The 24458-nt window shown below is 60.8% G+C and carries 23 protein-coding genes, 1 tRNA gene and 2 pseudogenes; 5 read left to right on the forward strand and 21 right to left on the reverse strand.

Going from position 1 to position 24458, the window contains the following annotated elements; genetic code table 11:
- Positions 1–19: 19 nt before the first annotated feature.
- Positions 20–1150 (reverse strand): 5-(carboxyamino)imidazole ribonucleotide synthase, encoded by a 1131-nt coding sequence (locus ACWJKU_RS05545; RefSeq protein ID WP_454146576.1) that lies wholly within the window; start codon positions 1148–1150, stop codon positions 20–22.
- Positions 1151–1264: 114 nt separating this feature from the next.
- Complete coding sequence (purE, locus tag ACWJKU_RS05550; protein ID WP_454146578.1) at positions 1265–1753, reverse strand: 5-(carboxyamino)imidazole ribonucleotide mutase; 489 nt, start codon at positions 1751–1753, stop codon at positions 1265–1267.
- A 122-nt stretch (positions 1754–1875) separates the two neighbouring features.
- Here purE and ubiG point away from each other — a divergent pair, with 122 nt between their 5' ends.
- Entirely contained in the window at positions 1876–2685 is an 810-nt protein-coding gene (gene ubiG, locus ACWJKU_RS05555) for a bifunctional 2-polyprenyl-6-hydroxyphenol methylase/3-demethylubiquinol 3-O-methyltransferase UbiG (RefSeq protein ID WP_454146580.1), read from the forward strand.
- Between the two features lie 368 nt (positions 2686–3053).
- Here the strand turns inward: ubiG and ACWJKU_RS05560 are convergent, their stop codons facing one another.
- The 9 genes and pseudogenes from ACWJKU_RS05560 to ACWJKU_RS05600 form a co-directional block, all read right to left on the reverse strand.
- Positions 3054–5768, reverse strand: a complete 2715-nt coding sequence (locus ACWJKU_RS05560; protein WP_454146582.1) for a TonB-dependent siderophore receptor — start codon at positions 5766–5768, stop codon at positions 3054–3056.
- Between the two features lie 279 nt (positions 5769–6047).
- Positions 6048–7010 (reverse strand): FecR family protein, encoded by a 963-nt coding sequence (locus tag ACWJKU_RS05565; protein WP_454146584.1) that lies wholly within the window; start codon positions 7008–7010, stop codon positions 6048–6050.
- Positions 7011–7446: 436 nt separating this feature from the next.
- Positions 7447–7962 (reverse strand): sigma-70 family RNA polymerase sigma factor, encoded by a 516-nt coding sequence (locus tag ACWJKU_RS05570; RefSeq protein ID WP_454146586.1) that lies wholly within the window; start codon positions 7960–7962, stop codon positions 7447–7449.
- Between the two features lie 284 nt (positions 7963–8246).
- A complete protein-coding gene (locus ACWJKU_RS05575) occupies positions 8247–8744 on the reverse strand; it encodes a PepSY domain-containing protein (protein ID WP_454146588.1) in 498 nt (165 codons plus the stop codon).
- Positions 8731–9297: an IS630 family transposase gene (locus ACWJKU_RS05580; protein ID WP_454146590.1), complete on the reverse strand. Its 567-nt coding sequence runs from the start codon at positions 9295–9297 to the stop codon at positions 8731–8733. Before ACWJKU_RS05580 ends, ACWJKU_RS05575 begins: the two co-directional genes overlap by 14 nt.
- Positions 9294–11492, reverse strand: a complete 2199-nt coding sequence (locus tag ACWJKU_RS05585) for a TonB-dependent siderophore receptor (protein ID WP_454148048.1) — start codon at positions 11490–11492, stop codon at positions 9294–9296. The genes ACWJKU_RS05580 and ACWJKU_RS05585 overlap by 4 nt, the downstream gene beginning before the upstream one ends.
- A 75-nt stretch (positions 11493–11567) precedes the next feature.
- A pseudogene (locus ACWJKU_RS05590) lies at positions 11568–11666 on the reverse strand (STN domain-containing protein); the annotation flags it as partial.
- Positions 11667–11684: 18 nt separating this feature from the next.
- On the reverse strand, positions 11685–12647 hold the full coding sequence (locus ACWJKU_RS05595; RefSeq protein ID WP_454146592.1) for a FecR family protein: 963 nt from the start codon (positions 12645–12647) through the stop codon (positions 11685–11687).
- A 76-nt stretch (positions 12648–12723) separates the two neighbouring features.
- Positions 12724–13245 (reverse strand): RNA polymerase sigma factor, encoded by a 522-nt coding sequence (locus tag ACWJKU_RS05600; RefSeq protein WP_454146594.1) that lies wholly within the window; start codon positions 13243–13245, stop codon positions 12724–12726.
- A 287-nt stretch (positions 13246–13532) separates the two neighbouring features.
- Between ACWJKU_RS05600 and smbP the strand changes: the two genes are divergently transcribed.
- From smbP to ACWJKU_RS05620, 4 genes and pseudogenes are all read left to right on the forward strand, one after another.
- Positions 13533–13871: a small metal-binding protein SmbP gene (gene smbP / locus ACWJKU_RS05605; RefSeq protein WP_454146596.1), complete on the forward strand. Its 339-nt coding sequence runs from the start codon at positions 13533–13535 to the stop codon at positions 13869–13871.
- Positions 13872–14377: 506 nt separating this feature from the next.
- A complete protein-coding gene (locus ACWJKU_RS05610) occupies positions 14378–14656 on the forward strand; it encodes a type II toxin-antitoxin system TacA family antitoxin (RefSeq protein ID WP_454146598.1) in 279 nt (92 codons plus the stop codon).
- The gene (locus ACWJKU_RS05615) at positions 14653–15180 is read left to right on the forward strand and encodes a GNAT family N-acetyltransferase (protein WP_454146600.1); all 528 of its coding nucleotides are present in this window, start codon (positions 14653–14655) and stop codon (positions 15178–15180) included. Before ACWJKU_RS05610 ends, ACWJKU_RS05615 begins: the two co-directional genes overlap by 4 nt.
- Before the next feature lie 256 nt (positions 15181–15436).
- A pseudogene (locus ACWJKU_RS05620) lies at positions 15437–16573 on the forward strand (IS630 family transposase).
- Positions 16574–16715: 142 nt separating this feature from the next.
- On the opposite strand, the gene ACWJKU_RS05625 reads toward ACWJKU_RS05620, so the two are convergent.
- From ACWJKU_RS05625 to dksA, 10 genes are all read right to left on the reverse strand, one after another.
- Positions 16716–16791: transfer RNA gene (locus ACWJKU_RS05625), tRNA-Phe, on the reverse strand.
- 93 nt (positions 16792–16884) lie between these two features.
- On the reverse strand, positions 16885–17529 hold the full coding sequence (nth, locus tag ACWJKU_RS05630) for an endonuclease III (protein WP_454146602.1): 645 nt from the start codon (positions 17527–17529) through the stop codon (positions 16885–16887).
- On the reverse strand, positions 17526–18239 hold the full coding sequence (locus tag ACWJKU_RS05635) for an electron transport complex subunit E (RefSeq protein ID WP_454146604.1): 714 nt from the start codon (positions 18237–18239) through the stop codon (positions 17526–17528). Before ACWJKU_RS05635 ends, nth begins: the two co-directional genes overlap by 4 nt.
- On the reverse strand, positions 18236–18880 hold the full coding sequence (rsxG, locus tag ACWJKU_RS05640; RefSeq protein ID WP_454146606.1) for an electron transport complex subunit RsxG: 645 nt from the start codon (positions 18878–18880) through the stop codon (positions 18236–18238). Before rsxG ends, ACWJKU_RS05635 begins: the two co-directional genes overlap by 4 nt.
- Positions 18877–19908, reverse strand: coding sequence for an electron transport complex subunit RsxD (gene rsxD, locus ACWJKU_RS05645; protein ID WP_454146608.1), 1032 nt, complete (start codon positions 19906–19908; stop codon positions 18877–18879). Before rsxD ends, rsxG begins: the two co-directional genes overlap by 4 nt.
- A gap of 58 nt (positions 19909–19966) precedes the next feature.
- Positions 19967–21640, reverse strand: coding sequence for an electron transport complex subunit RsxC (gene rsxC / locus ACWJKU_RS05650; RefSeq protein ID WP_454146610.1), 1674 nt, complete (start codon positions 21638–21640; stop codon positions 19967–19969).
- The gene (gene rsxB / locus ACWJKU_RS05655; RefSeq protein ID WP_454146612.1) at positions 21637–22176 is read right to left on the reverse strand and encodes an electron transport complex subunit RsxB; all 540 of its coding nucleotides are present in this window, start codon (positions 22174–22176) and stop codon (positions 21637–21639) included. Before rsxB ends, rsxC begins: the two co-directional genes overlap by 4 nt.
- Positions 22177–22189: 13 nt before the next feature.
- Positions 22190–22771: an electron transport complex subunit RsxA gene (rsxA, locus tag ACWJKU_RS05660; protein WP_454146614.1), complete on the reverse strand. Its 582-nt coding sequence runs from the start codon at positions 22769–22771 to the stop codon at positions 22190–22192.
- 168 nt (positions 22772–22939) lie between these two features.
- On the reverse strand, positions 22940–23875 hold the full coding sequence (gene gluQRS / locus ACWJKU_RS05665; RefSeq protein ID WP_454146616.1) for a tRNA glutamyl-Q(34) synthetase GluQRS: 936 nt from the start codon (positions 23873–23875) through the stop codon (positions 22940–22942).
- Between the two features lie 23 nt (positions 23876–23898).
- Positions 23899–24339 carry an RNA polymerase-binding protein DksA gene (gene dksA / locus ACWJKU_RS05670; RefSeq protein ID WP_454146618.1) on the reverse strand — a complete coding sequence of 147 codons (441 nt, stop codon included), beginning with the start codon at positions 24337–24339 and terminating at the stop codon, positions 23899–23901.
- Between the last annotated feature and the right edge of the window lie 119 nt (positions 24340–24458).

The following is a 24458-nucleotide window of genomic DNA, read 5'->3' on the forward strand; positions in this document are numbered from 1 at the left end:
TGAGACGCCGCCGTTTCGGTCAAGCGCGAAGCATCTGTTTCAGGTCCAGCGCCTGGGCCAGGGCGGCGTCCAGGTTTTCGGCCAGCACGTTGAAATGCCCCATCTTGCGGCCGATGCGGGCGGCCTTCTTGCCGTAGAGATGGAGCTTGACGTTGGGCTGGCTCAACAGCTTGTCCCAGGCCGGCTCGTCGTCGCGCCAGATATCGCCCAGAAGGTTGACCATCACTACCGGGCTCAGCAGGCGGGTATCCGTGGGCGGCAATCCGCACAGGGTGCGGACCTGTTGCTCGAACTGGCTGGCGGCGCAGGCATCCAGCGTATAGTGCCCGCTGTTGTGAGGGCGCGGGGCGATCTCGTTGATGACCAGATCGTCGTCGTCCAGCACGAAGAATTCCACCGCCAGGACGCCGATGTAGTCCATCGCTTGCGCGAGCCGGAGCGCCATGTCTTGCGCCTTCGCCGCGACGGCCGGCGCCACCCGCGCCGGCACGATGCTGACATCGAGAATGCCCGATTCGTGCTGATTTTCCGCCGCCGGGAAACAGGCCACTTCGGTCGGCGAAGAGCGGGCGATGATGACCGAAATCTCGGCCTTGAGATGCAGTTGCCGTTCCAATACGCAAGACTTTCCGCCCAACCGGTCGAATGCGGCTCTCGCTTCATCGGCGGTTTTCACTCGAGCCTGTCCCTTGCCGTCGTAGCCGAGCCGCGCCAGCTTCAGAATTCCGGGCAAATGGCCTTCCAGATCCCGGTCCAGGTCGGCGGCGCTCTCGATCGCAAGAAACGGGGCTACCTGAAGTCCTGCGCCGGAAATGTAACGCTTCTCCGCGATCCGGTCCTGGGCGATCGAAACGCATTCGGCCGAAGGGCTGACCCGCACGCGCTGTGCCAGGTAGCCGAGGCTGTCGGCCGGAACGTTCTCGAATTCGGTGGTGACCGCGGCGCAGGTCTCCGCCAGCCGGTCGAGCGCCGCCCGATCGTCGTAGGCGGCCCGGATGTGCACGTCGGCCAATCCGCCGGCCGGGCTGTCGGCATCGGGATCCAGCACGGTCACGCGATAACCCGTGGCCCGCGCCGCCATGGTGAACATGCGGCCCAACTGGCCGCCGCCCAAGATGCCGAGCATGGCATTCGGTAGAATGTGTTTCATCGTCGATAGGTTGATGTGGAATTTACGGAAGCAGAATGATGGACGAGAAGCTTGCGTTTTTCAGGTCGGCCCGATGATCGGTCTTTTCGGAAAATCGGCGATTCGCTGGCGGCATCACTGAATTTCCGGCAGCGTCAGCGCCAGCACGGTTTCCGTCTGCCGAAGGCGATAGGCCTGAAGCTTGGCGGCCAAGTCGGAATCGTGGACGGCGAGCAGCGCGACCGCGAACAAACCGGCGTTCACGGCACCCGCTTCGCCGATGGCGAAGGTCGCGACCGGCACGCCTTTCGGCATCTGAACGATGGAGTATAGGGAATCCTGGCCTTTCAGGTATTTCGAGGGGACCGGAACGCCCAGCACCGGCAAGTGGGTTTTGGCCGCCATCATGCCGGGCAGATGCGCCGCGCCGCCGGCGCCGGCGATGATGCATTGGAGGCCGCGGTCGGCTGCCGTCTCGGCATATTGGAACAACAAATCCGGTGTCCGGTGGGCGGAAACCACCCGCGTTTCGAACGGAACATTGAAATCCTTCAACTGACGGGCGGCATGCTGCATGATCTCCCAGTCGCTATTGCTGCCCATGACGATGCCGACGTGAACCATTGGATATCCGCTCTTCGCAAAAACTATAGATTTTATCCCGATTCCTCCTCATACGCTAAGACGGAGGGTCGCCGTCCGCTAAAATCGGATGCCGTTGCCCCCATTTCCCGAAAAAAACAATCTTGAGCACAAAAACCACGATCGACCCCGCCGAGGCCGCGTATTTCGACCGGCTGGCCCACGCCTGGTGGAACCCCGACGGCCCGTTCTGGCCCTTGCACCGCCTCAACCGGCTGCGGACCGGCTATATTTCCGAGCATTTGATCGCCCGCTTCGGCCGCGGCGCGAATCCGGCCGCGCCGCTTCAGGGCATTCGCCTTTTGGACATCGGCTGCGGCGGAGGCTTGCTGAGCGAAGCGATGGCGCGGCTCGGCGCGGAGGTGCACGGCGTCGATATGGTGGAAAAAAACATCTGCATCGCGCGAGATCATGCCGAAGCGAACCGACTGGCGATCCGCTACGCCTCCGGCACCGCGGAAGATCTGGCGGAGCGGGGCGAATCGTACGATGCCGTGCTGAATCTCGAAGTCGTCGAGCACGTGGCCGATTTGCCGCTGTTCATGAGCGCCTGCGGCCGGCTGGTGCGGCCGGGAGGGCTCACCATCGTCGGCACGATCAACCGCACGATCGCGTCCTTTCTCGCCGCGATCGTGGGCGCCGAATACGTGCTGCGCTGGCTTCCCAAAGGGACCCACCGTTGGCGCAAGTTTCCGAAGCCGGAGGAATTGGAAGACCGGCTGCGGGAAAGTGGCCTGCGCGTGCTCGACCGCACCGGCGTCAAGGTCAACCCCTTCACCCGGCAATTCCGGCTGAGCCCCGAGATGAGCGTCAACTACATGCTGGTCGCCGAAAAACCAGTGCGCCTCGGCTGCATCGCGAGTCCCCCCGTAACACTCGCGATAGAGCCGTCGTGTCCACATCCCATTTTTTAAGGAAGCTCTGAGCAAGTGGATTCCGTTCATGCCCTTCGACTCGGCTCAGGAGAGCGTTCGGCAAGCCTGTCCCGAGCCTGTCGAAGGACTTAGAGCCTATCCCAGTAGGCCGTTCGCCCTGAGCTTGTCGAAGGGTTTCTCGAGCCTACTGGGATAGGGGCTCTTAATCAGAGTTTCCTATAGCGATGCCAGTTGAGCCAGAATTTCCGAAAGACTCGTCGGCGGTTCCGTTTGGCGGTGCTTTCGGCGAGAGAGTGCCGTTTTTCGGTTGTTGCCATTTATTCGCCCCTTGTTCGTTGATTTGTCCGTTCTGTATATGTCAGAGCGAGCGACGACGTGTCGCGCCGTTTCTTGATTAGAGGCCGTCACTAAAACTCGACCCGGATCGATCCGATGGCCATCAGCGGAGCGCCGGGATAAACCTGCATGCGCGGTGCGACGTTGAGATCCGAGGACGACTCGTAATATTTCTTGTCGAGTAGATTGCGAATATTGAACTGCGTCGTGATCCGGGTCGGACCGACCTTTAGCTTGTATGCTGCAAAGGCGTCCATCCGGACGTAACCGGGGAGTTGGAAACTATTTTCGACGTCGCCCTCTACTTGACTGGCCAGCACACCGCCAAGGCCGAAACTCCAACCTTCCGGGACGTCGTGCCCGTTGACGTCATATTTGAGCCATAGACTTGCCGAATGTTCGGGCACATTGTTCAGTCGCTTGCCCTCATAACCGTTTACTCGACCATTGAGAACACGGTTGTCCTTGGTAATCCGCGCGTCGGTATAGGCGTAGCTGCCGATAAGACTCACGTGATCCGTGACTTGGCCCGTCATATCGAGTTCGATACCTTGGCTGCGCTGTTGGCCGATCGCCACGCTATCGAGCGGGTCCGGTGTGCTCAGATCGGGGGTCAGCAAGTTGTCCTTGGTGAGATGGTAGTAGGCCAAGGTAGTCAACAGCCGGCCGTCGAACAATTCGGTCTTCACGCCGGCTTCGAATTGCTCGCCGGTCTGCGGATCGAAAGGTGCCCCGGTTGCCGATATGCCGTTGTTGGCGCCGAAAGAAGTCGTCCAGTTACCGTAAATCCCTAGCCACGTCCAAGGTTGGTAGAGAATGCCTACTCGCGGGCTGAATCCCTCGTCCTTGCGGGTGGCGGACGGCAGGGCTTTGTTGGCGACAGCCATTGAACCGCCGGTTCCCCGTCCGGTTTCCGCCCAGTCATAGCGACCTCCGCCCAGGATATGCAATGTGTCCCACAGGGTGATGTGGTCCTGGAAATAAACGCCATACCATTCGTCTTTGAATATGGAATCACCCCGATTAGCGACCTCCCTCGTCCGTACCGCAGACTCGAAAACGGATGGATCGATTCCGTAACTCGGACCGGGATTGTAAATGTTGATATCGAGTGCCTGGTTCGGGGTAGTGAAGTGACCTCTTGTACGGTACTCAGTGAATGATCGAAGGTAATCGAATCCAACCAAAGTTTCGTGTTTGCTCGGACCGATCCAAAACCTTCCGGTCACGTCCAGATTGGTGGCATAGGTTTCGGCATCGCTTTCCTGATAGAAGACGTTGCGCCTCAAGATTCCGGTATTGGGATTAAACGACAAGTTCGCATTGAACGCCGGCGCGGGATTGATGAAAGTCTGGTTGTTATGGGTATAGCTGGCCAGGAATCGATTGTGGATGGCCCAGTCGTCATTGAACCGGTGGTTGAGTTCGGTGCCCAGATGAACTTTGGCAAGATTGTCTTCGGGGTCGTTGGGATCTCCGAACACACGGCTTATCGGGATATCCGCAGGCCGCTTACCGATCACTGGGACACCGAAATCCGCCTGATAATCCTGATTGAGCCCCTCGATATTGAGAGTGAAATCGGTCGAGTCGGTGGGTCGCCAAGTGATACTGGGAGAGACGACAATCCGATCGGTGAAGAGAAAGTCGCGAAAGGAATTACTATTCTGGTATGCGCCGGAGAAGCGATAGAGCAAGGTTCCGTCCTCCGTTACCGAACCGCCGGCATCCCATTGCGTGCGGTAATAGTCATAGGAGCCGAACTGTTGTTCCACAGAGTAATAAGGCGTATCGAGCGGTCTTTTAGTCGTGAGATTGATCAGTCCGCCGGGCTCGATGCGTCCGAACAGAACGGCGGCTGGTCCCTTGAGAACTTCGATGCTCTCAAGATTGGCGGCTTCATAATCGGTCGGGAATCCGGCGTTGGCTGCGTTGGCCACGAGTCCATTCCGATAGATTCTCGGATTGCGGAATCCTCGGATAGTAAAGCCGGTACCGGTACCCAAAGTGGGCGTCGGGCGGACGCCACTGACGTTTTCCAACGCATCTTTGACCCTCGTCGACTTCTGATCGTCCATCACTGCTCGTGGTACTACCTGAATCGATACCGGCGTCTCGATGATCGGCGTATCGGTCTTGGTGGCGGACATGGCGCGCGTCACGGTGTAGCTGTGCGGATCCTCCTCGTTTATTGCCTCGCCCTTCACCGTAACAGGGGATAGTTGAACTTCCCGGTTATCGAGCGCAGCCGTCGGCTTCTCGGCGCGGACCAACGTCACCGTGCCGCCGGTGCCGTCCGTGGTGTAGGTCAGTGGAGCTTCGGCCAGCAGCAGTTTCAACGCTTCCCGGTCGGTGTATCGACCGCGCAATGCCGGCGCTTTCAGACCCTCGACCGGTTGCGCCGGAAACAAGAGCTTGGTGCCGGTTTGATCGGCGAATTCGGTGAGTGCCGCTCCCAATGGTTGGGCGGGTTGATCGAATTGGTGGACGGTTTCAGCCGTGCTGGGAACACAGAATGCGGACACCAGGGCGCCGGCAGCGGACGATAAGAAGCGGCTGTGTTTCAAGAGCATCTCCGTATAGTTGTTTGGACTGACATACGGAAGAACGCACGAGACCGCGAAACTTGCAGCGGCGTGTTCAAAAAAGTTTACGTGTAGTCTGTCTGCCGAGACGCTGTAGCCCGTATGCAGCGCAGCGGAATACGGGATTCGGGGCAGGAGGTCCCGTATTCCGCTGCGAGACTGTGAAAGAATTCCCCTCTCGTTAGCATGGCGGCCTTTCAACTCGCGTGCTGGCCATCCGGGTGGCTTAACGCGTTTGCGCCAGACCAGGCAGCCGTGCTCGCCACAGGATGGCCACCCCAATGGCACGTTTCGCACTTTCTAAAGCCATACCTTAGAGACGCATCGCGAACTTGGGTGGCCAGGGGCAGAATTCTTTCACAGCCTCGAAGTGAAATCCGGGGATGCGGTGGCCTGGGCTTTCCCGCATTCCGCTGCGCTGCATGCGGGCTACCGCTTTCCAAGCGTAGAAGGCGGGCGACCCGTTCACCGAAAGAGAGGCTAACGATGCAGCAGCGTGATCCACGGCCCCAGCTGCGTGGTACGAAGCTTCAGCGTCGCCGCCATATCGTTCAGCACCGAGTCGGGTTGGTCCAAGGGAAAGACGCCGGTGAGCCGCAGGGCGCGGAGTTCGGCTGAAGTCATCAAGATTGCGCCGGGCCGATAGCGGTCCAGTTCCGCAACGGCCTCGGCCAGGGTGCGATTTTCGAAAATCAGCTTTCCCCTGCGCCAGGCCGCGGCGGCGCGGAGATCGGCCGGCTCGGGGCCCTTCAGTTCGCGGCCGTCCCAGTAGGCCTGCTGCCCGGCGGCCAGCGTCAGCTCCCGATCCGAGCCGGATGCCCGCACGGCGACGGAGTGTTCGAGGACGCTGACACGAACCTCGCTTCCGGATACAGCCACATCGTACGCCGTCCCCAGCGCTCGGGCGGTCACCGCGCCGCCCGCCACTTCGAAAGGATGCCGGGGATCGGGGGCGACCTTGAACGAGGCTCGGCCCCGTTGCAGTTCAACGCGGCGGACGTTTTCGCCGAAATGCACCGACAATGCCGTATCGGTGTCGAGGGTGACGCGGCTCCCGTCCGCGAGGGTGATTTCCGAGCGTTCGCCCATGGCAGTGTGATAATCGCTGAGCCAGATGTCGGTCAGTCCGAGCATCCGCACCGTGATGACCGATATCAGCACGCAGGCCGCGATCGCCAGCGCCGCCGAACGGTTGTGGCGCCGCTTTTTGATGAGCGAAGCTGGGGCACGGCGAGAGTTAACGGCGGCCGGCTGGAGCGCCAGTCCCATGTCCCGCCACAAGCGCTCCGCCGTGCGAAAAGCCCTCTCGTGATCGACGCTTTCCGCCCGCCATGCCGCCGATTCTCGCCGATCCTCGTCAGTGGCGTGGCCGGAATGCAGCAGAATGACCCAAGCCTCGGCCCGATCGGCGAGAGAGTTGGGTGAGTCGGGAGAAGAATCCATGGGCCGCAGTTGGTTGATCCTAAATCCGGTAGTTGGAAACCACCTGAAAAGGCCTAAGCCCTCATCCCCGGCCCTTCTCCCAGAGGAGGGTGTCGCAAAAGTAGGCTGGGATGACGAAGGAATCCCAGCAACCGGCTGAAAATGCAGGGTTTCGTCCCTCAACCCAGTCTACATTTTCGGCTTTTACGACACCCTCCAGGGGGAAAAGGGAGTTTAGCAGAGGGGGTGGGGTGAGGGCATGCGGCGGCTGACGTGGCATAGCGGGTATTTCGGAGATTCAACTGCGGTCTTTAGGTTGATGTGCGTCATAGTATAAGACGCACCGCCGTTTGAAAGTTGCCGTGGGCTAATTGACTTGGCCTCAAAATACCGTTTGCCCCGAGCCAAGCCGAAGAGCTCAGCCCGAACGCAGTCCACGGGATATTCGAGGGCCGCGCTAATAATCGTCCACGCTCGATCGACAATGACGCATGGCCTGAGCCAGATATTTGGCGATCATGCTTTCCGATACGTTCAGCCGCGCCGCGATCTCCCGGCGCGAAAGCCCTTCGAGCCGGTTGAGCAGGAAGGCTGTGCGGCATTTTTCCGGAAGTTCCGACAGCGCTGCGTTGAGCCGGCGCAAGCGGTCCTTTTGTTCCAGGCTGTGTTCCGGGGCGGGATCGAATCCGGCCACGGTATCGGTGTGCTCGTCTTCCAGCGGAACGCAGATTTTCCTGACCGCTTGCCGCCGGCGGTGATCCACCACCAGGTTTTCGGCAATCCGAAAAGCGAAGGCGCGAGGATTGTCGATCCGGTCCTCGCGGGTGTGTTGCCACACGCGCAATTGCGCTTCCTGGGTCAGATCCGCGGCGGTGTCGGGACACCCGATCCGCTGCCGGAAGAAGCGGAACAGGTCGCGCATCAACCCTTCGCTACAGGGCGAGGGCAAGGAATCGGTGAGAGAGCGGGACATCGGTCTATGGGCGAAAATCGGCTCGGCCAGGTAATCGATACGGAAGGCAATAACCGAGCCACGAAACGGCGCCCGCCGAATCCGCGGTTTCCGCTCCGCGGATACTCCTTGGAGTGTGTGTTTTGCCGCAGGTCGTTGGAGACTTTGGCGTAAAGCCATCATGAGGCGGAGACTCCCCCCTTCACCGGCTTTTCTCTCGTGTTCTCGTGCGGCGCGCCTCTAGTCACTCGTTTGGACCGGTGCAGCGGCGGCGACCAGTCGGTGACTCCGCGCCCGGCGTTTTCTCAGCCAGAGACGATACCGGTGACCGACAGCATGACGATGGCGAGCCCCAGCAGACAGACGATGATCCGGTAGGGGAGTCCGAACACATTGGCCTCGTGCAGGGCGAACAGCCAACTGGTAACGGTGTTGCCGGCATACTGGCCGGTGGGCATCAAGAGGAGCTTCAATTCCCCGGTGTCGGCGTCGAAGAAGACTCGGGTCATACCCCGCTTGTCCTGGATGTCCCGCGAACTGCGCACCGAATATTCATAGACCCCGCGCCGGCGATCGAGCCGCAGGGCAACGGGCCGTTCCACTGCGAAGCCATGCAGCGCGGCTTGCTGATCCATCAGCCGCTCGCCAACCGCCTGGGCCTCGAGCCAGCCGAGGCGGGGATTCTGCAAAGGCTCGTCGCGCGGAGTCAGCTCGGTCCAGGGAGCCTGGAAGTCGGTCACCGCACGCATGGCCCAGGTGTAAACCGTATCGCCTAGAGCGGTTCTCAGGTTAGTGTAGGGCATAACCACAATGGGTGAACCAGTTTCGAGCCTCGAGAGGGGTAATCGTTGCCAGAGCGGCGGCGAGAGCCTCATCCAAGGCTTCGCGGGTGCGGGCCTTGGCGGCGCGCAAGGCGGTCTTGATTTTCGACCAACAGGGCTCGATCGGCGAGAAATCGGGCGAGTAGGGCGAGAGGTAGAAGACCTTGGCCCCCTTCGCTTCGATGGCCTCGCGGACCCCCGCCACCTTGTGGGCGCTGAGATTGTCCATGACCACGACATCCCCCTCGGCCAAGGTCGGGGCCAGCACCTGCCGGACATAGGCGAGGAACACGGGCCCGTCGGTCGCGCCTTCAATGCTCATGACGGCACCGATGCCCCGGCAGGACAAGGCACCGATGACACTCACATTAGGGCCGGGGTTGAACGGCACCGCATCTTCCACCCGGATCCCGGGAGCAGCTCGGCCGTAGCGCCGGGTCAGCCCGAGGTTAATGCCGGATTCGTCGATGAAATGCAGGCAGCCCACGGGCAACGCGGCGACTTCGGCGCGGTAGTCCTGGCGGGCCTGCTTCACCCGGTCCGTCTCACGCTCAGTCGCGTGGAGAGTCTTTTTTTTCGAGGCAGATTCAGGCGTTGCACCCCCCGGCCCAGCGTTGCCCGGCTGACCGATTTGCCGTTCTGCCGGGCCAAGGCCTCGCGGAGTTCGTCCAAGGTAAGGTCGGGCTGTTGTCCCAGGCACTGGCGAATCAGCCGCTCGTCGGCCTCGTCCAGGCGGCGCGGAGGCCCGCCGGCATGGGGCCGTGGCGCCAGCGTCCCGGTCGTACGCTGCCGCTGCAACAGGCGTTCGACAAAGGAGAGGCTGACACCGAACAAGTCGGCTACGGTGCGTTGGGAGCCCACGCCCCGCTCGAGGGCGGCGATGATTTTCTGCCGCAAATCTAAGGAATAGGGAGTCATCTCCTTCTGATTCCACCCATCTGGGCAAGTTCCCGCTACCCATCCGAGAATTGCTCTAGCCTGGTGCTCCGGAATGTTTTGGAAGCGATTGCCGACATCGCTCGCGTTGCTCTTGGTGATCTCCGCGTCGGTAAAGGCATAGCCGCCCTGGACGAACCATTGGTCGGTGATCTGATAGGCCAACTCGACCTCGGCGCCTTTGGACCGTACCTCGCCGGTCTGCACCTGGAAGCCCGGATTGTTTCGATCCGGCGTGCTCACGTTGGTCCGCGTGATATCGAAATACGATGCCGTTCCGGTCAGGCCCCAGGGGAAGTTGACCTTGATGCCGGCTTCCACCTGCTCCGACTGCCCGAGATCGAAAGGCTTGCCGTCGGCGGTGCCGAAGCCGACCGCATCTGAGACGTTGAAGCCTTCCCCGTAGCCGGCGAACAGATGGACGGAATCGGTGACGTGAAACGTGCCGCCCCCCTGAAAGATAGTGTTGTCGGTATCCGTCTCCACCACTCTGCCAGTCACGATTTTCCTCTTTCCGCTTACCCTGGAATGCCGAACGCCGCCCATCAGATCGAATTTGGAGGTAATCGATATGACATCCTGAAAAGCGACCGCCCCCACCTCAAAATTGCCTCCGAAGTTCAGTTCGGTAGTGCTTGGCGCAGGACTCGTATCGAGATAGACAGGATCAAGCGCATTGATGCTGGAGACGTTGATCCGGGGAAAAAATCCCCCCTCGAAATGGTGGTTAGTGTAATCGCCGCCGAGAAAGATCTGGTGTTTCAGCGGTCCGGTCTCCAAGGTGCCGGTGATGTCGATTTGCCCGATGAAATTACGGTCGCGTTCCAGGAAGTCGGAGCGGCCCGTACGCGACACGTTGATGCGCCCATTCACCGGATCGAGCGTGGTCGCGCCCAAAAACATCTGATCCTGGCGAGTGTTGATTTCGAAGTACTGAAACCGCGGCGACACCTTCCAGTTCTCGGCCACGTCGATATCGAGCCAGGCTTGAACCAAAGGAGAGTCGACATCGAGATTGTCGAACCTCGGCTCGCCGAGATAGGTGTCGCGCGACACCCGGCCCAAACCTCTACTGCTCTGAACCGTCCCGATCGCGGGAAGTCCCGGATTCGCCAGACTCTGTCGGTGCTGATACTCGGCATTGAGGAAGCCGCGCACCGGCCCGCCGTTGTCCCAGGCCAGGGCCAAGCCAAAATTCTCCCGGTTTAGCTCCTGGTAATTGATGAACGTGTCGGAACCCTCGATTTCGCCGGTGAAGCGCGCCTTCAAGGCGCCGTCCGGCGTCAAGGGCGCATTCAAATCCCACTGGCCGCTGGTGATGTCGCCGTCGAATCCGTCCCAGCCGCCGCGGGTAAAGCTGACTTCGGCGCCGAACCAGTCGTAGGGTCGTTTGGTGACGACGTTGATGATCCCGCCGCCGTCGCCGCCTTGCCCGAAGGCCGTGCTGCCCGGCCCTTTCAGGATCTCTATGCTTTGAATATGGCTGAGGGCGGAAAAATCGTTGGAATCGGGCAGGGACTCTTGCCGAATTCCGTTGCGAACCCGGTCGGCCCGAAATCCCCGAATATTCACTGCCGGGAAGCGACTATAGCGCGACCCGAACACGCTGGCGGACGGTACTTGCTTGACGATGTCGCCGATGCTGACGGCGCCCCGGTCCTTGATGGCGGTTTCGGTGATCACCTGGATGCCTTGCGGGATGCGGGTGATTTCCACCGGCATCTTGGTCCCGGCGGTGGAGATTTCGGCCTGATAAGGCGGATCGGCGCCGTCCGCCGTATCGGTCACGACCATGCGCGACAGCTCCGCGCTCGGCGGAACGGGCGGATCGGCCCGATCGAGCTTTTGCGCCGGCGCCTTGCGTTCCAGCGTCAGCGTGCCGTTGCGGGTCGATTGGGCGACGATCCCGGTGCCGGTCAACAGCTTTTCCAGGGCCTCGGCCGGCGTATAGCGGCCGGTGACGCCGGGGGAACGCCGGTTGACGCTCTAACGCAGCACCGTCAGATAAGGTGACACCGTCGTGACGCGGGCTCCGGCGATGTCCGCGAGGGCGCGGACGGCGGCGGTGTCGTCGAGTTTGTAGTTGCCGGTGACGCGGCTGTCCCCGAGTCTGCCGTTGGCGATGACGATGAGGCCGGGGTGATAGCGATCGAGTTCATCCAACACATCCGCCAAGGGGCGATCCTTGAAAATCAGGCGTCCCTTGAGCCAGGCGAAGGCGCGTTCGGGGTCGATTTTCGACGGCGGCGTGATGGTTTTCTGCGAGATCGATACCCGCTGCCCGGCCGTTACCCGCACGCTGGCACCTTGGCCGTTGGCGCAGGCGACGATGCCGCTGTCGACCGTGACCGATGTGGCCGCACCGGCCAGAACCGCGAACCGGGTGCCGACCACCCGTACGGTGGCGCTGTCGGTGCTGACGATGAAAGCCCGCTCGCTGTCGGGCCGGACCTCGAAATACGCTTCGCCGGCCAGGAGACGGACGCCGCGCCGATCGTTGTTGAAATCGAGCGCCAGGGCGGAGTCGGTGTTCAGGACGACGGTGGAACCGTCCGCCAGTTCGATGCGGCGCTGCTCGCCGGCCACCGTGGTGTAATCGGCGCGCCAGCGGTCGACGAGTCCGGATGCGGCCAGAATCCAGCCGGCCAGCAGCAGGACGGAGGCCGCCGCGGCCCAGCGGCGGGACGTTCGCCACCGGCTTCGGGCGACGACCGGCGGAACCGCGGCGGGAGGAAATCTTGCCAGCGCCTCGGATAAGGCCGGGGAATTCCACAGCTTCTCCACACGGACGTAAGCCGCGGCGTTTTCCGGTTTGGCCGCACGCCATACGGCGAAGGCTTCCCGTTCGACCGCACTGGTTTGGCTGTCCCGGAGGCGCGCAAACCAGGCCAGCGCCTCGGCTAGCGGCGCGCCGGGCGTCCGGATTTCATCGTCGCCGTTGGAATTCATGAAGGAATTCGGGTCCGCTTGGTAATGGAAGGCGATATAGGATAAGACGTTCGAGGCGCGCGGGCACACACTGGCGTCAGAGGATATCGTCTCCCAAAACGGACACGAGATGGGCCAGAGCCGCTTGGACGTTCTTTTCCACGGCGCTGCGGGACAGGCCGATATGGCCGGCGATGCGTTCGTAAGGCCAGTGATGGAGCTTGTGCAGAATCAGAATTTGCCGCCGGCGCTCGGATAATCCGGCCAAGGCTTCGAACAGCCTTTCGACATCCTGTTGCGCTACGGCTTCCTGCTCCGGCGTCGGCGCCGAAGCGGGTATCTCGGCAACGGTTTCCGGATCGGCGTCCGGGCATTCGGTGCGACTGCGCACCTTCGTCTTACGCAAATGATCGAGGGCCAGGTTGCGCGCGGTCTGGTACAGAAAGGCTTTCAGATAGTTGATCTGCTGGCTCTCCGCCGCGCCCATGACCCGCGCATAGGCTTCCTGCGCCAGGTCCTCGGCCGTCTGCCGACAGCCCACCATGCGGAACAGGGTGTGAACGAGCGTTTCCCGGTGATCCAGGAACAAATCGCTGACGCAGGCTGGAGAATGCTCCATTGGAATGGATGAAGTTGCAGTTTGTTTTTGTTATAGCGGAGCGGGTTTATGGCCGTCCTCTGATGAGAGTTCGAATTAGGCAACAAAGATGCCATTGAGGGGGGCGTGAAACGAGCAGCCGAACGCTGCGGTCAGAGGGATTTCTGTGTGAAATGACGCACCGACTGCGGCATTAGACGGAGTGAAACGGTTCGCCGGGGCATAGCCGGGCTAAATTCACCGCCGGGATATGAACGATGCGGGCTAGGGCATGTCTATTTTGGTGAATAGCACGTAAGGAGGCGGATATGAAAAGGAAGTTGATGACGTCGTTGACGGGCGCGCTCGTTTTGGCCGCGAGCGGCATGGCTTATGCCTGGGATACCCATACGGATCAAGCCATCGAGCACGCGGCGCAGGCGTTGGCCCACGGCCAGGATGACCACGCGCCGCAAGCGACCAAGCATGCGGAAGAAGCGCTTACCCACGCCAAGGATGCCGAGAAATTCCACGACGAAGCCACCAAGCACGTCAAGGAGGCGATTGACCACTTGAACCAGGCGGTCGAGCACGGCAAGAAGGGACACGCCGATATCGCCGCCCAGCATTCCGATGAAGCATTGAAGCATCTTAAACTGGCGAGATAAGGAACCGCACCTCGGAGCAAGCGGGCAAGAAGTTTCTCGTCCTGCCTGCACGGGCACCTTCAAAAGCGGATGTGTCCTATCGGAGAATCGGCGTCCGCCAAGATTCGGAGCGGGTCATGAACTGCGCTGTGGAAGTCGGACCGGACAGGTTCGGCGCACTGTGTCGCCAATGTGCGGCACGGACAGAGGCGCATTGAATCCCACTTGGTTCGCGGAATCCGGAAACGAAAACGCCCGGCCGGCGAGGGTTGGGCGTTGAATTTTGGTGATGGGGCGGCAGCCTGCGCCAAACCGTGTTGACAGAACACGATACCGGAGTCCCGGCAAGTTGATAAGTCCTGCTGGCTGCTGCAAAAAGCGGTGGTTGACAGGCCGGAATCGCGAGAATGCGCACTCAGATTGGTTGCGGCCGGCAACTACTCCGCGTCGGCGACCGACAACGGAGAACACAAGACTTGTCCGGACAACTACAATGACAACATTCTGAATCCGTACTGAGCAAAGCCATGAGCACCCTGAACCTGTCCAAGACCGAGCGCATCGATGTGCGCGCCAGCAGCTCGGTCAAGCAGCTGCTGCAGGAAGCCGCGCGCGCCTGCCATAAGAACGTCAGCGAATTTCTGCTCGACGCCGGCGTGACGGCGGCGGCCCAAACACTGGCGGATCGTCGTCAGTTCGTACTGGACGAGGCCAAATGGCAGGCATTTCAGGACGCGCTGGATCGTCCGGTGCAAAGCAAACCGCGTCTGAAGAAGTTGCTGAGCGAACCCGGAGTGCTGGGTTGAGCGGTGGCGCCATGGCGCCACCTTGCTCGCCCGTTCGCAAACTCGCGGCGACGGATCGGATTGATGCCTTCGACTGCGGCCAGGCCGCGCTCAACCAGTTCCTGCAGCGTTACGCGCTCGTCAACCAGAAGGCCAATAGCGCGCAGACCTACGTCTGTTGCCAGGATGACGTGGTAGTCGGCTTCTACAGCTTTGCGGTCGGCAGTGTCGATCCGCAGGCCGCGCCTGACCGGGTGATGAAGGGCTTGGCGCGCCACCCGGTGCCGGTGATGATCCTGGCTCGGCTCGCGGTGGACAAGGAGCACCAGCACAAGGGCCTGGGCCAGGCCCTTCTCAAGGATGCCCTGTTGCGCACGGCGCAGGCCACCGACATCGCGGGCATCCGTTACCTACTGGTTCACGCCAAAGATGACGAGGCGCGTCAATGGTACGAATTCTGGGAGTTCGAACCCAGCCCGACCGACCCGTATCACCTGTTCCTGATGCTCAAGGACCTCAAGAGCTTGTTGGGCGAAGACCGATGAGAACACCCGAAGAAGTCGTGCCGATCCGAGGCCGAGTTTCGGCAGGTGCTCGCGGAGATCAGGACGCTGTCGGGTGAGGCGGCGAGCGAAGAACGGGCTCGCTGTCTAGAGACTATCAAGCAGCGTGTCGATTCTTACTATGAGTACCGCCGCCATGAACGCTTACGTGCACTAGTACCCTAACCGTACTCAGCTGACAGAGTGAAGGCTGGAATGAAAGACGGTGGCCCTCGTTCATTCTGGAGAGTTCCCTGTTATGGTCCGCTATCTTGTCCGGCTCACCAAGGCCGAACGCGACACCTTGGAGCAGTTACTGACGAAGGGGCGCCATGCCGCGACGATGTTGACACGGGCGCGGATTTTATTGAAAGCGGACCCGGGCGAAGACGGACCGAGGTGGAGCGATGGCAAGATCGTGGAAACGTTCGATACGAGCCTCTCGACGATTCATCGGGTCCGGCAGGCGTTCGTGGAATCCAGCCTGGACGCTGCGCTCTCTCGGAAAAAGCCGACCGGGCGGCAGTTTCACAAACTGGATGGGGCGCAGGCGGCACGCTTGATCGCCCTAGCCTGTGGCCCGGCGCCCGAGGGCCATGCCCGTTGGACGTTGAAGCTGCTGGCTCAACACTTCGAAGCACTCGAAGTGGTCCCCTCGATCCGCCCCGAATGCATCCGGACCACGCTGAAAAAACACGCTCAAGCCCTGGCTGAACAAGCCATGGGTGATTCCTCCCAGCGCCAATGCCGAGTTTGTCTGCGCGATGGAGGATGTCCTCGAGGTGTATACCCGGCCTTATGATCCGAAGCGGCCGAAAGTCTGTCTGGACGAATGCGGTAAGCAACTCGTCGCGGAAACTCGCCAGCCTTTGCCCGCGGAACCCGGCCAGGCGGAGCGTTACGATTATGAATACGAGCGGTGTGGCACCGCCAACCTGTTCATGCTCTTCGAACCTTTGGCGGGATACCGCCATGTCAAGGTTACTGAGCGGCGCACGGCGGTGGATTTCGCGGAGGTGATTCGGGATCTCTGGTAGACGTGCACTACCCTCAGGCGGAGAAGATCGTCCTGGTGATGGACAACCTGAACACGCACCGGCCGGCCTCGCTCCATCAGGCGTTTGCGCCCGATGAAGCCCGGCGGCTCCTGGAGCGCCGGGAAATCCACTACCCTCCTAAGCATGGCAGTTGGCTGAACATGGCCGAGATTGAGTTGAGCGCCCTGGCCACTCAGTGCCTGGACCGCCGGATTCCCAACTCGGCCATCCTGACCCGTGAAATTGCGGCGTGGGAAGCCGAGCGGAATACGGCTCACCGCACGGTAGAGTGGCGGTTCACCACCGCCGATGCGCGGATCAAACTCAAACGGCTGTATCCGTCAATTCAGCCCGGTTGAGACACTAGGGCGACCTGGCCGGGTTTTTTGTTTCCGTGACGAAATCAAATGACTGTCAAATGCCCTGACGACGGCGTTCGATTTTTCGTCTACCATGAAAAAAGGCTTACCGGGTGAATCCCGCGTAAGCCTTTTTTTTATTTGGTGGCCAGGGACGGAATCGAACCGCCGACACGAGGATTTTCAGTCCTCTGCTCTACCAACTGAGCTACCTGGCCATGTGGCGAATCGAGTTGCGTATTAAACCTGTTACGAAGCTCCCAGTCAAGCATTAATGTTCTTGAATGCTCTTGGATGATCGTTCAGGAAGTCTAAAAGGATTCGGGACGAGTTTTGTCCGGGTATTCGCATAGGTCGGCGATCGGGCAAATAGGGCATTTCGGCTTTCGCGCGATGCAGGTATAGCGACCGTGCAGAATGAGCAGGTGATGGGCGTCCTTCAAATACGGTTTGGGAACGGTGCGCTCCAGTTTTCTTTCCACCTCCAGCACCGTTTTGCCGGGCGCGAGCCGGGTTCGGTTGGCGACGCGGAAAATGTGCGTATCCACGGCGATGGTGTGCCGGCCGAAAGCGGTGTTGAGGATGACGTTGGCGGTCTTGCGGCCGACGCCCGGCAGCGCTTCCAATTCTTCCCGTGTTTGCGGCACTTCGCCGCCGTGTTTTTCGAGCAGCAATCTGCAAAGCCCGATGATGTTTCTGGCCTTGCTGTTATATAAGTTGATGGTTTTGACGTATTCCTTGAGCCCTTCTTCGCCCAGGGCCAGTATGGCCTCGGGGGTATTGGCGACCGGAAACAGTTTGGCGGTGGCCTTATTGACGCCCTTGTCGGTAGCCTGGGCCGATAGTACCACCGCGATCAGCAGCTCGAACGGCGTCGCATAATCGAGTTCGGTTGTCGGTTCCGGGATGGCCGCGGCCAGACGTTCGAAAATCTGTCTGCGCTTTTCGGCGTTCATGATTCATGGACGGCGGATTTGCGGAGCGACTCGGCTTGGGACGGAGCGGTTTTGCTCGGGGCTTTTCTCTTCGCGCGGGCGTCGATGATGTTTTTCACGGCGATGAGAAGGCCGAGGCCGATGAAGGCGCCGGGCGGAAGAATCGCGAGCAGGAAGCCGTCGTAGTCGCTGAAGAGGGATATCGTCCAGTTCTTGGCGATTTCGCCGAACATCAAATCCGCCCGGTTCAGCACGGCGCCGGTTCCGACCGCCTCGCGCAGGGCGCCGAGCAGGACCAGCACGAAGGTGAATCCCAGCCCCACGAACAAGCCGTCCACCAGCGCGCGGTCGGCCGGGTTCTTGGACGCGAAGGCTTCGGCGCGGCCAATGATGGCGCAGTTGGTGACGATCAGGGGTATGAAGATGCCGAGGATCTTGTGGAGATCGTGAAAGAAGGCGTTCATCAACAGCTCGATGACGGTGACGTTCGAGGCGATGATGAGCACAAACACCGGCAGCCGGATCTCGGTCGCGACATGATTGCGGATCAGCGAGACGGTGACGTTGGAAAAGACCAGCGCCACGGTGGTGGCGAGACCGAGCCCCAGGCTGTTGACCACGGAATTGCTGACCGCGAGCAACGGGCACAATCCCAGAAGCGCGACGAAGGCCTGATTGTTGTGCCAGAGGCCGTCGCGGACGATTTTCTGGTACTTGGAAAAGTCGATCATGGGTTCGGTCCTAAAGAGCTTCCCGATTCTTGCTCGAATAGCCGCGCTCTGTTCCGCTCGAAGAAAGTCAGCGTCTTGTATACGGCTTTGACCACCGCGCGCGGCGTGATCGTCGCTCCGGTGAACTGGTCGAACTCGCCGCCGTCCCGTTTGACTTTCCAGCGGGATTCCGAGGGATTGTTCAGCGAGCGGCCGTCGAAGCCGAATATCCAGTCGGATTTGTCGGTATCGATCGGGTCGCCGAGTCCGGGCGTTTCTCGGTGGCTGAGGACTCTGACGCCGGCCAGGGAACCATCCGCGCGAATCGCCACCAGCAGTTTGATCGTCCCGTTGTAGCCGTCCGGAGCAACAGGCGAAAGAACGGCTGCTACGGGTTTAGCGTCTTTTCGCGCCCGATAAATGGTAATCGGTTTGTCGGTGCCCAGGGCGAGATCGCTGACGGTTATGGCGTCGGCGAGAATGTCGTTGTCGAACCAGTCGGCCGGGACTAGCGATTCCAGGGTATGCAGCAGGACCGCCTGTTCGTTGGACTCGATGCGCTCTTTCGTGCCGTCGTGTACCAGGGCCACCAGCCCCATGCCGATCACGGCGAACGCGCCGAGCGCGGCGGCCGCATTGATGATGGGTTTCGGTAGGTTCATTTCGGATGTCCGTAGACCCGCGGACGGGTGTAATGGTCGATGGTGGGCGCGGCCAGATTCAACAGCAGGACCGCAAAAGCGACGCCGTCCGGGTAGCCGCCCCAGGCGCGGATGACGAACACCAGCAGGCCGATCGAGGCGCCGTAAATCAAGCGCCCGCGCGGCGTGGTCGAGGCGCTGACCGGATCGGTGGCGATAAAGAAGGCGCCCAGCATGGCGGCTCCGCTGAAGCACTGGAACAGCGGCGTCGGGTAAACCGCCGGATCGATCAGGAAAAAGATCAGCGCGACGGCGAAGAGCGCGCTCAGAAAGCCGGCCGGAATCTGCCAAGCAATGACGCCGCGTTTCAGCATCCACAGCCCGCCCAGGAGAAAGCCGAAGTTGACCCATTGCCAGCCTCGGCCGCCTATTCCCGAGAACAGGCCGCCGGTCTGGATTTCATCCAGCAACCGATTCAGGCCGAGTTGGGTTTTGATCGTGTCGAGCGGCGTCGCCATGGCGAGCGCATCGAAAGTCACGCCCGACGGCAGGTCGCGGCTGAAGATCGCGTTCCAGGCATCGGCAAAACTCAGTGCGGAACCGCTCAATTCCTTGGGCGGAAGCCAGGCAGTCATGTGCTGGGGAAAAGAGATCAGGAGCACGGCATAGCCGACCATCGCCGGGTTGAAGGGGTTGTAGCCCAGGCCGCCGTAAAGGTGCTTACCGATGACGATGGCGAAAAGCGTTCCAAAAGCCGTGAGCCACCAGGGCGCCAATGGCGGCAGCGAGACGGCGAGCAGCACGGCGGTGAGGGCGGCGCTGCAATCCCTGAGCGCCGGCGCGATCGGACGGCGGCGCAAGGACAGCATGGCGGCCTCGCCCAATCCCGCCGCGGCCAGGGCGATGAGGCACTGCACCAGCACGCCGGGGCCGAATTGCCATACCAGAGCCGTCAAACCCGGTATCAGGGCGACGAGCACCTCCAGCATGATACGGTTGACGCTGTTGACGGGGGCAAGATACGGCGCTTGGGCGGTCGGAAAACGCATGTCGGGGAGTGTTGGGCGATGGGTGTTTTGGGTTGGCCGTCGGATGGGAAATGCCGGACTAATCGATCTCCGACGACATCGCGCTATCCTCGGATTTCCGGTCGACTGCCTGATTTTCGACGTGACCGGCGCCGGTGGAAGAGCGGGGACTCTCGTCGACCGCCGGCGGCGTTGCCGTTTCTGGCTCGGCGACTGGTACGGGTTTTTCGCCTGACGGCGCCGCTTTTTCCGCGCGCCGGAGCTTGGCCCGCTCGATGGCTTCGAGAATTTCCGGCGATTTTCCGGCGCCCAAGCTTTCTTTCTTCCGCTTTGCGCTTTCTGCACGCTCGCGTTTTTCCAGTTCCTTGCGCGCTTGCCGCGATTCGAACCGCAATCGGGCATGATCTGCCTTTTCGCGCTCGCGCCGCTTGGCAACGGCCTTGCCTTTCGCGGCGCGGAAATATTGCACGAGCGGAATGTGGCTCGGGCAGACATAATCGCAGCAGCCGCACTCGATGCAGTCGAACAGCTCGTAATCCAGTGCGCGTTCGATCTGATCCGAGCGGCCGTACCAGTAAAGCTGCTGCGGCAGCAGGTTCACCGGGCAGACTTCCGCGCAGGCGCCACAGCGGATGCAGGGCAGGGAGCGCTTTTCGCCGATCAGTTCGTTGCGGCCGGCGACCAGCAGGCAGTTGGCCGATTTGGTCAATGGCAAATCGTCGGTCGGCACGTCGAAGCCCATCATCGGTCCGCCCAGAACCAGCCGCTCGGCTTCGTTCGTGTAGCCGCCGCATTGCCGGATGAGATCGGCCAGGGGCGTGCCGATCCGGGCCAGGATATTCTGCGGCTGTTTCACGCCGCGGCCGGTTACCGTCGCGATACGGGACATCAAGGGCATGCCGCGAACCACGGCGTTGCAGACGGCGGCGGCCGTTCCCACGTTCTGGCAGACGATGCCGACGTCGGCCGGAATGCCGCGCGTCGGCACCTCGCGGCCGGTCAGCACGCTGATCAATTGCTTCTCGCCGCCGGTGGGATAGATCGCGGGAACGCGGATGAGTTGAATAGCCTCGAAATTTCCCCGTTTCTTCGCTTTCTCCAGCGCGGCCAGCGCGTCCGGCATGTCGTCTTCCACCGCCAAGAGGCAGCGTTCCGCCTGGAGTATGTGCAGGAGGATCTTGGCGCCTTCCAGCACGTCCTCGGGATAATGGCTGAGCAGGCTGTCGTCGCAGGTGATGTAAGGCTCGCATTCGGCGCCGTTCAGAATCAGCGTGTCGATCTTGCGGCCGCCCGGCGCCACCTTGACCGCGGTCGGGAAAGCGGCTCCGCCGAGTCCCACGATGCCGGCTTCGTAAATCGTCCGCCGCAATTCCTCGGGCGAATACCGCCTGTAATTGGCTATCCCGGCGAAGTCGACGGCAGCATCTTCGCCGTCGGTCTCGATCACGATGCACGAGCCGGACAGGCCGGACGGGTGCGGCAGGGGCCGGTCTTCGATCACCCGGACGATGCCGGAACTGGACGCGTGGATCGGCGGATTGAACGGACGGTCGTCGCGGGCGATGACCTGGCCTTTCAGGACCCGGTCGCCGGGCGCGACGGTCGGTTTGGAATCTTCGCCGTTCCGTTGTTGCAACGGAAAAATCAATTTTTCCGGCAAACGCGCGACTGCGAGCGGGGCTCTGCAGGATTCCCGCTTGTGCCCGTCCAGATGCAGGCCGCCGTGAAAATGCCAGAGTTTGAACGGGCTCACCGGGCCACCGCCTTGGGTTCGGGCCATCGCCAGGTGGCCAGGGTTTCTTTAACGGGTTCCATGCGGATGCAATCGACCGGGCAAGGTGCCACGCACAGTTCGCAGCCCGTGCATTCCGAGGCGATGACCGTGTGCATGAGCTTGGCGGCTCCGAGAATCGCATCCACGGGACAGGCCTGGATGCATAAGGTACAGCCGATGCATCGGTTTTCGTCGATGACGGCAACGGATTTGGGCTTTTCGACGCCGTGCTCGGCGCTCAACGGCTTCGGTTCGACGCCCAGCAAATCGGCCAGGACGATGATGCCTTCCTCGCCGCCGGGAGGACACTGGTTGATGTCCGCATCGCCCCGCGCGATGGCCTCGGCATACGGGCGGCAGCCGGGAAACCCGCATTGCCCGCATTGCGTTTGCGGCAGCACGGCATCGATTTTGTCGACCAAGGGATCGCCCTCGACCTTGAAACGCCGGGCGGAATAGCCCAGGACCAGGCCGAATAAGGCAAATAATGCGCAAACGACGAATACGGCCAACATGGACGAGACCGGATCAGCCCTTGACGAGGCCGGAGAATCCCATGAACGCCATGGAAATCAGGCCGGCGGTAATCAAACCGATGGCGTTGCCGCGGAAAGGTAGGGGAACATCGGACGCATCGATCCGCTCGCGCACCGCGGCGAACAGAACCAAAACCAGGGTAAAGCCGAGCGCGGCACCGAAGCCGTATAAAAACGATTCGATGAATCCGTGCCGAGACTGCACGTTCAGCAGCGCGACGCCGAGCACGGCGCAGTTGGTGGTGATGAGCGGCAGAAAGATGCCCAGCACCTGATAGAGCAGGGGACTCGTCTTGCGGACGACCATTTCGGTGAATTGCACCACCACGGCGATGACAACGATGAAGACGATGGTGCGGAGATATTCCAATCCCAGAGGGACCAGCAGATATTCGTTGGCGAGATAGCTGCTCACCGACGACAGGGTCAGGACGAAAGTGGTCGCCAACCCCATGCCCATCGCGGTTTCGAGTTTTTTCGACACGCCCATGAAGGGGCAAAGTCCGAGAAATTTGACCAGGACGAAATTATTGACCAAGGTCGTTCCGACCAGGATGAGCAGGTAATCCTTCATTAAAGAAAGTCGAGAAAGCGGGTCGTGGGTTGGAGCGCGAAATTTTAAAGAAAAGCAAAGACTTGTCAAACCATGAATCCGACCGAAACACTTTGTTTTTTGCGGAAGTCGAGGAGCGGGGCTGTCCGATCGGGAAGCGAAGCGTTATTCAAGTTTTGTAAGGATAGCTCACGATAAGTTCACCGGAATGGCACGCAGATCCGACAGTCGGGAAATGTCCCAGTTTCGAATCGCCCAATCGAGGATTTCTTCCGTCTCGGCCGATCGCAAATTCCGAGGCGGATTTTGATTCAGGAGAGCCAATAGACCAACCAGGGCGAACGAAGGATTTTGTCCGTCCACGGGATCGGCGTACGTCTGTTTGCTGAGTTTGAGACCCGTTCGATCCAGGAGAACCGGAACGTGCGCGTACATCGGCGTGGGCAAGCCGAGCAGCCGTTGCAAATAGATTTGCCGGGGCGTGGAATCGAGCAGATCGACGCCCCGAACCACTTCGGTGATGCCTTGTTCGTCATCATCGAGCACGGTTGCCAGATGGTAGGCATACACTCGGTCGCGCCGGAGAACGATGAAGTCTCCGACATCCTTTTCGAGATTCTGCGCCAAAGGCCCCTGGAGCAAGTCTTCGAATGCTACGGGCGTATCTTCGGTTATGACGCGGAGGGCGTGAGGAGCGTCCTCCGCAATCTTATTCTTGTTCCGGCAGAATCCCGGGTAGATCGGCGTTTCCGCATTTCCGTCCGACAAAGCGGCGAGATCTCTGCGCGAGCAGGTGCAGGCATAAAGGAGGCGTTGAGCGTCGAGCCGCTTGAGCGCCGCGCGATAGGCTTCGAAACGTTCGCTCTGATGGAGGATCGGCCCGTCCCAGTGCAGACCGAAGGCTTCCAGGGTGCGAAGAATTCGGTCTGCCGAACCGGCAACGGTACGGAAAGGATCGACATCGTCGATTCTTAAACGCCACTCGCCTTGCTGCGATTTCGCTTGGAGAAAGCTGGCCAGAGCGGCATAGAGGGAACCCAGGTGCAGAGGGCCGGTCGGCGACGGCGCGAAACGGCCCCGGTATTTTGGCTTGGAAGAGAGAGTAGAGAGTGGGGTGTCGTTCAAGTCCGGGACGGAAGGGCCTAAGATCAGCCGACTTGCTTTTCCCGGATCTCATCCAGGGTTTTGCAGTCGATGCACTGGGTCGCCGTCGGCCGCGCCTCGAGGCGCCGGAGGCCGATTTCGACGCCGCAGGTTTCGCAATAACCGTAATCGCCGCGTTCGAGATTTTCCAGGGATTCTTCGATCTTCTTGATGAGTTTCCGCTCCCGGTCGCGGGTACGCAGTTCCAGGCTGAACTCGGATTCCTGCGTCGCGCGGTCGTTCGGGTCCGGAAAATTGGCCGCTTCGTCCTGCATGTGATGCACCGTGCGATCGACTTCCTTCATGAGTTCCGCCTTCCAATTCTGTAGAATGCGACGGAAGTGCTCGACTTGAGCCTCATTCATGTATTCTTCGTCGTCCTTGATGGGGTAGGGCGTGAAGCTGAAAGGTGTCACATGAGTATCGGCTTTTTGGGCGCTGGACATCCGTAAACTCCTAAACCAAGTTCAAAAACCGGATATTACTAGCAAACAAATTGCAGTTCTGCAAGATCGCCGGAGCCTCGCTCATTTCGCCGCGGGATGGCTTCCGGTCCGCTCTTCGG

The sequence above is a fragment of the Methylocaldum sp. MU1018 genome (assembly GCF_053646775.1).

What these genes read in the sequence shown, in the direction of transcription:
- dksA (WP_454146618.1), bottom strand. Translation starts at nt 24,339, where the DNA reads ATGTCCAGCGCCCAAAAAGCCGATACTCATGTGACACCTTTCAGCTTC.
- rsxD (WP_454146608.1), bottom strand. Translation starts at nt 19,908, where the DNA reads ATGCGTTTTCCGACCGCCCAAGCGCCGTATCTTGCCCCCGTCAACAGC.
- ACWJKU_RS05585 (WP_454148048.1), bottom strand. Translation starts at nt 11,492, where the DNA reads ATGGTCGTGACCGATACGGCGGACGGCGCCGATCCGCCTTATCAGGCC.
- ACWJKU_RS05635 (WP_454146604.1), bottom strand. Translation starts at nt 18,239, where the DNA reads ATGATCGACTTTTCCAAGTACCAGAAAATCGTCCGCGACGGCCTCTGG.
- purE (WP_454146578.1), bottom strand. Translation starts at nt 1,753, where the DNA reads ATGGTTCACGTCGGCATCGTCATGGGCAGCAATAGCGACTGGGAGATC.
- rsxG (WP_454146606.1), bottom strand. Translation starts at nt 18,880, where the DNA reads ATGAACCTACCGAAACCCATCATCAATGCGGCCGCCGCGCTCGGCGCG.
- ACWJKU_RS05595 (WP_454146592.1), bottom strand. Translation starts at nt 12,647, where the DNA reads ATGAATTCCAACGGCGACGATGAAATCCGGACGCCCGGCGCGCCGCTA.
- ACWJKU_RS05565 (WP_454146584.1), bottom strand. Translation starts at nt 7,010, where the DNA reads ATGGATTCTTCTCCCGACTCACCCAACTCTCTCGCCGATCGGGCCGAG.
- ACWJKU_RS05610 (WP_454146598.1), top strand. Translation starts at nt 14,378, where the DNA reads ATGAGCACCCTGAACCTGTCCAAGACCGAGCGCATCGATGTGCGCGCC.
- nth (WP_454146602.1), bottom strand. Translation starts at nt 17,529, where the DNA reads ATGAACGCCGAAAAGCGCAGACAGATTTTCGAACGTCTGGCCGCGGCC.
- ACWJKU_RS05575 (WP_454146588.1), bottom strand. Translation starts at nt 8,744, where the DNA reads ATGCCCTACACTAACCTGAGAACCGCTCTAGGCGATACGGTTTACACC.
- ACWJKU_RS05600 (WP_454146594.1), bottom strand. Translation starts at nt 13,245, where the DNA reads ATGGAGCATTCTCCAGCCTGCGTCAGCGATTTGTTCCTGGATCACCGG.
- smbP (WP_454146596.1), top strand. Translation starts at nt 13,533, where the DNA reads ATGAAAAGGAAGTTGATGACGTCGTTGACGGGCGCGCTCGTTTTGGCC.
- rsxB (WP_454146612.1), bottom strand. Translation starts at nt 22,176, where the DNA reads ATGTTGGCCGTATTCGTCGTTTGCGCATTATTTGCCTTATTCGGCCTG.
- ACWJKU_RS05570 (WP_454146586.1), bottom strand. Translation starts at nt 7,962, where the DNA reads ATGTCCCGCTCTCTCACCGATTCCTTGCCCTCGCCCTGTAGCGAAGGG.
- ACWJKU_RS05545 (WP_454146576.1), bottom strand. Translation starts at nt 1,150, where the DNA reads ATGAAACACATTCTACCGAATGCCATGCTCGGCATCTTGGGCGGCGGC.
- rsxA (WP_454146614.1), bottom strand. Translation starts at nt 22,771, where the DNA reads ATGAAGGATTACCTGCTCATCCTGGTCGGAACGACCTTGGTCAATAAT.